Source organism: Pseudomonas sp. P5_A12 (assembly GCF_056400685.1).
In genome coordinates this window covers 1-4109 of record NZ_JBFUKU010000389.1, presented here as the reverse complement: position 1 = coordinate 4109, position 4109 = coordinate 1, and the positions used below count along the sequence as shown (strand labels likewise).

5 protein-coding genes and 1 pseudogene are annotated in these 4109 nt (G+C 55.6%); 4 read left to right on the top strand and 2 right to left on the bottom strand.

The genetic code is table 11. The features are described from left to right. Together AC1DSG_RS28500 and AC1DSG_RS28495 are read right to left on the bottom strand one after the other, a co-directional pair. Positions 1–135: pseudogene (locus tag AC1DSG_RS28500) on the bottom strand (DUF1294 domain-containing protein); the annotation flags it as partial. After that, on the bottom strand, positions 132–962 hold the full coding sequence (locus tag AC1DSG_RS28495; protein ID WP_477793856.1) for an undecaprenyl-diphosphate phosphatase: 831 nt from the start codon (positions 960–962) through the stop codon (positions 132–134). The pseudogene AC1DSG_RS28500 and the gene AC1DSG_RS28495, both read right to left, overlap by 4 nt. 528 nt (positions 963–1490) lie before the next feature. Between AC1DSG_RS28495 and pnuC the strand changes: the two genes are divergently transcribed. The 4 genes from pnuC (at position 1491) to AC1DSG_RS28475 (ending at position 3912) form a co-directional block, all read left to right on the top strand. Beyond that, a complete protein-coding gene (gene pnuC / locus AC1DSG_RS28490) occupies positions 1491–2054 on the top strand; it encodes a nicotinamide riboside transporter PnuC (RefSeq protein WP_477793855.1) in 564 nt (187 codons plus the stop codon). Then, the gene (locus AC1DSG_RS28485; RefSeq protein WP_477793857.1) at positions 2051–2575 is read left to right on the top strand and encodes an AAA family ATPase; all 525 of its coding nucleotides are present in this window, start codon (positions 2051–2053) and stop codon (positions 2573–2575) included. The genes pnuC and AC1DSG_RS28485 overlap by 4 nt, the downstream gene beginning before the upstream one ends. A 328-nt stretch (positions 2576–2903) precedes the next feature. Continuing rightward, on the top strand, positions 2904–3338 hold the full coding sequence (locus AC1DSG_RS28480; RefSeq protein ID WP_477793854.1) for a hypothetical protein: 435 nt from the start codon (positions 2904–2906) through the stop codon (positions 3336–3338). A 1-nt stretch (position 3339) separates the two neighbouring features. After that, positions 3340–3912 carry an adhesin gene (locus AC1DSG_RS28475; RefSeq protein ID WP_477793853.1) on the top strand — a complete coding sequence of 191 codons (573 nt, stop codon included), beginning with the start codon at positions 3340–3342 and terminating at the stop codon, positions 3910–3912. The last annotated feature ends 197 nt before the right edge of the window (positions 3913–4109 follow it).

The following is a 4109-nucleotide window of genomic DNA, read 5'->3' as shown; positions in this document are numbered from 1 at the left end:
CCGCCAGAGCGACACCGAACCAAACAGCGGCAGCGCACAAAGCACTCCAAAAACCAGCAGTTTGAGCCGTGGATTCTGAATGTACACACCCCCGGACCCGCGTCCGGGGTTGCGGCGCGTGCCGGCATCACTCATGGCTTGACTGCGGACCAGTCGACCCAGCCAAACTGCCAGGTCGCCAAAATCACCAGGCCAAACACAATGCGATACCAGGCGAACGCCGCGTAGCTGTGGCTGGCAATGAACTTGAGCAAGCCTCGGACCGCGATCATCGCGAAGATGAATGCAGTGACGAAACCTATCGCGAACACCGGAAAATCCGCTGGCACGAACATGTGACGGTATTTGAAACCCGAATACACCGCCGCAGCGACCATGGTCGGCATCGCCAGGAAGAACGAGAATTCGGTAGCGGTCTTGCGCGACAGACCGAACAGCAACCCACCAATGATGGTCGATCCGGAACGCGATGTACCTGGAATCATGGCCAGGCACTGGGCGAATCCGACTTTCAGCGCATCTTGCCAGGTAATCTCGTCGACAGTTTCGGCATGCACTTCATGTTGGCGTTTCTCGGCCCACAACATAATGATCCCGCCCACGACCAGCGCCGTGGCGACGGTAATCGGGTTGAACAGATAATGGTGAATCAAGTCGGAGAAAATCACCCCCAGTACCACGGCCGGCATGAAAGCAATCAACAGGTTGGCAGTGAAACGTCGAGCGCTCGGTTGCGTCGGCAAACCAATGACCACATCGAGAATCTTGCGGCGGAACTCCCACACTACCGCCAGGATCGCACCCAACTGGATAATGATGTTGAACGCGATAGCGCGTTCACCACCGAAATCGAGCAAGTCGGCCACGATGATCTGGTGGCCGGTACTGGAAATGGGCAGAAACTCCGTCAGCCCTTCTACTACGCCAAGTATCAATGCCTGAAAGGCGGTCCAAAGATCCATCAATCCCCCAAGAAGCGATGCCCCAGGCATGCCCCGTTAGTTTTTTTTAAACGTTTATCGCGCTGAGCGTAGCTGAAGTACCGCGCGTACAGGATCCAGACGAAACTGTAAAAATCCCGTGAAAATCCACCGCGGATTCAGGTTTTTCCGCGCGGGGCCGAGATCCTATCAGACAAGCCTTTATCACGCTGCCGCGAAATTGGATTTGGTGGGCATACGCCCGCCCGGCAAAGCGTCGATTGACGTTGGGTATGTTGATGCTCAAGCAATTTGGCGTGTAACACGCCCTCAGTAGCAGCTGCCGAGCAGCGCGAGGCTGCGTCCGGCTGCGCAGCAGTCGTAAACCTGAGTACGCGAAGCTCCTGAACCACCGTACAACCTGATTTCACGACGACTTCGTCGCCGAACGCAGCCTCGCGTTGTTCGTCAGCTGCTACAAGCGGGATGCAGCCTCGCTGCTACAGGTTCTACTTGATGGCAGCTGCCGGTACAATCCGCCCCCCACTTTGCTTTCCCCAAGGAACTTCCATGTCCGGGCTTGAACTGTTTGCCGCCGCCCTCGGTGTGATCGCCGTCTGGTTGACGGTCAAACAGAACCCCTGGTGCTGGCCTATAGGTCTGGTCATGGTGCTGCTTTATAGCTGGATCTTTTTTGAGGTGAAGCTGTATTCGGACATGCTCCTGCAAGTGATCTACGCCGCGCTGCAACTCTACGGCTGGCGGCAATGGACTCGTGCAGGTGAGGCTAACACCGGTCGGCAGGTCAGCCGTCTCGATGCAAAGTCAGTGGCCCTGAGCCTTGCGGTCGGCGCGCTTGGCAGTGTGCTGCTGGGCACCGCCATGGCGCACTGGACCGATGCCGCCCAACCATGGCTCGACGCCGCACTGACCGGGTTCAGTCTGGTCGCGCAGATGTGGATGGCGCAAAAGCGCGTGCAATGCTGGCCACTGTGGATCGCAGTTGATGTGATTTTCGTCGGGCTGTTCATCTATAAAGGCATGTACCTCACGTCTGCCCTCTATGCACTGTTCCTGTTGCTGGCGGTGCAAGGCTGGCGTGAATGGCGTGCCGACCCGGCATTACGCACATGAAAGTGCTGGTGCTCACAGGCCCCGAATCCAGTGGCAAAAGCTGGCTTTCGGGCGAGATTCACGCCAATTTTGGCGGCATATTGGTCAAAGAATACGTTCGGCATTTCATCGACAGTAAAGCCCGTACTACCTGCTACGATGATATTACGTCGATAGCACAAGGCCAGTTGGCTTGGGAAGATGAAGCACGAACCAAGCAACCGTCACTGCTGATCCTCGATACGCATCTCTTGAGCAATATACTTTGGAGTCGCACGTTGTTTGGTGATTGCCCGACATGGATCGAGCAAGCTTTACTGGTACGGCAATACGACCTGCATTTGCTGCTGAGCCCTGAAGACGTGGCTTGGCATGACGACGGGCAACGTTGCCAACCGCAACTGGCAGAACGCCAGGCATTTTTCCAGGCAAGCCGCCAATGGCTTGACCTGCACCGCCAGCCTTGTCAGGTACTGCAAGGTGATTGGCAACAGCGCAAGGACGAGGCATTCGAAACCGTGACACGCTTGCTCAAGGTATGAATGGGGTGCGCCTCTAGAAAATGTCCATTTCTGAAACAATCAGCCCTAGGCAAACCCGCTAGCTAAAGCGTTTCCAGCACTTTGGCAAGAAAATGTTCTATCACTGATACAACCTGCCTGCTGCGACCTTGGCGAGCAATGCCGCAAGCATGGGCGGCACTTTTGCGTGGCTCCGTCTCAGTGGTGTTACAAAAAATGTTTTTTCCACCTCAACAAGTAAAGCCAAGCAATTGTTTTTAAAAGAAAAGCCAAAACCGGCACACCTTCTGCAATGTGACTTGCAACGCTGATAAGGGCCAGCGTTCCACTTACAGAAGGAATTGCCGCTGTGGGGAAAATCAAGGGTATCTATTGTCTCCTGCTGATCGGATGTGCGCTGGGCTCAAGTGTCTGCCTGCCTGTACAGGCTGACAACGGCATCATAATTATCAAACGGGATGTTCAACCGCGCAACGCGGTGGTTCCGTCGATGATTCCCGACCCTGACCCCACGACTGCCAATGCCAATCCGTCCCAACAAATCCTCAGACAAACGAACGAGTTGAGCAACGACGACTTTGCCAAAGTCTCCAGTGGTGCAGGCATTAATCGCCTGGTTGTTCAGGGCACTGACAACCTGGGCGGCAATATCACCACCCAGACCCAGCTTTCCAACCTCCCCGCTGGACGTTCGGGAAATTCCGGCAACGGCATTGCCAACATGGTCAATTCAAGTGTCGCGAAAGGCCTGGCCCCGCTGAACATCATAACGGGAGGCCGATAAGATGAATCGTACGCTGCTGACTATCGCCATGTTTTGCAGTGCATCGACCTTTGCCCAACCCCCCGTCATCAATAACGCCGACATCGACGGTTCGGGTATGCAGTATCAGGGCAATCTCTCGGTCAACCAGGCGGCCGGCGATCAACAGCAACAGGCTAACGCCCGCGCCATCGCCATTGGCCATGGCGCCAGCGCGACCACACAGATTCGTCAACGGTTGCGCACCCCTGTCGACCCCACGATCGATGCCCGGTCCAGCATCCAGGGCGACTCCTTCAGTCACGGCAACGGAATACTGGGTGTCAACCAGAGCACCGGCGCCAGTAACCAGCAAGCCAACGCACTGCGTATCAGCATCGGTGCGCAGCCGCAAAGTATCGATGACAGCGTCCTCATGCAACAGAACGTGGCGCTGTTCAACAACTCCGATCCAACTGACTCTGCAGCAGGCTATCGCCAGGTCACTCTCAGCGACCAGGCCTTCACTGGTAGTCGTGGAGTTATTCAGTTGAATCAGAGCGCAGGGGTGGGAAACCGAACGGCCAACACCCTGAGCATACGGGTCGCGGATTGACCCTGACAGGTAAGAACAACACTTAACCTAAAAAGTACGGAGAATCACCATGAAACCTTCAATGGCAATCAAGCCTCTGGTTTTCGCAGTTGCTGCGGTCATGGCTGTTGCTGTACAAGCTGCCCAGAGCGATCGGGGCGACAATGATGATCAGCATATTGGTCGTCACCATAATGGCCAACAAAACGATCAACCCC

Coding starts and splice junctions, on each gene's coding strand:
- AC1DSG_RS28475 (WP_477793853.1), top strand. CDS start 3,340: ATGAATCGTACGCTGCTGACTATCGCCATGTTTTGCAGTGCATCGACC.
- AC1DSG_RS28495 (WP_477793856.1), bottom strand. CDS start 962: ATGGATCTTTGGACCGCCTTTCAGGCATTGATACTTGGCGTAGTAGAA.
- pnuC (WP_477793855.1), top strand. CDS start 1,491: ATGTCCGGGCTTGAACTGTTTGCCGCCGCCCTCGGTGTGATCGCCGTC.
- AC1DSG_RS28485 (WP_477793857.1), top strand. CDS start 2,051: ATGAAAGTGCTGGTGCTCACAGGCCCCGAATCCAGTGGCAAAAGCTGG.